At 78.4% G+C, this 402-nt stretch carries 1 protein-coding gene; it reads right to left on the reverse strand.

Features of this window, described 5'->3' with window-relative positions; translation table 11 throughout:
• Positions 1 to 19 precede the first annotated feature (19 nt).
• The coding region (locus tag QOL99_RS17645; RefSeq protein ID WP_285525708.1) for a polysaccharide deacetylase family protein at positions 20 to 402 on the reverse strand (383 nt) is incomplete at its 5' end.

The raw sequence follows: 402 nt of genomic DNA on the forward strand, positions 1-402 counted from the left end.
TGCTGGATCAGCGTCTGGATCAGCGGCCGTAACTCGCCGCGAGCCGCCGCCCCCCCTCGCGCCACCCGATACGGCGCGGGGGCAGGTCCGGCAGGAGGACCGGCTGGAGGCCCCGTTCGGTCAGCCCCGCGAGCAGAAGGTCCAGCAGCGCGGGCGTGACCGCTGGCCCGTCGTGCAGCAGGAGCACGCTGCCGGGGCGCACGCGGGCGAGGACCCCGGCGGCGAGGGTGGCCGCGTCCCCCCCCGTCCAGTCCAGTCCCTCCACGTCCCACAGGGCGACCTCCCGGCGGGCGAGGCGGGCCAGCAGCCGGGTCAGCGGGCCGTGGCCCCCGTAGGGCGGGCGGTAGAGGTGCGGTCCCGGCTCCCCCGCGCGGGGATGCCAGCGGACCTGGGCCCACTCGC

This window comes from Deinococcus rhizophilus, from assembly GCF_030271215.1.
GTDB classification, from domain to species: Bacteria; Deinococcota; Deinococci; order Deinococcales; family Deinococcaceae; genus Deinococcus; species Deinococcus rhizophilus.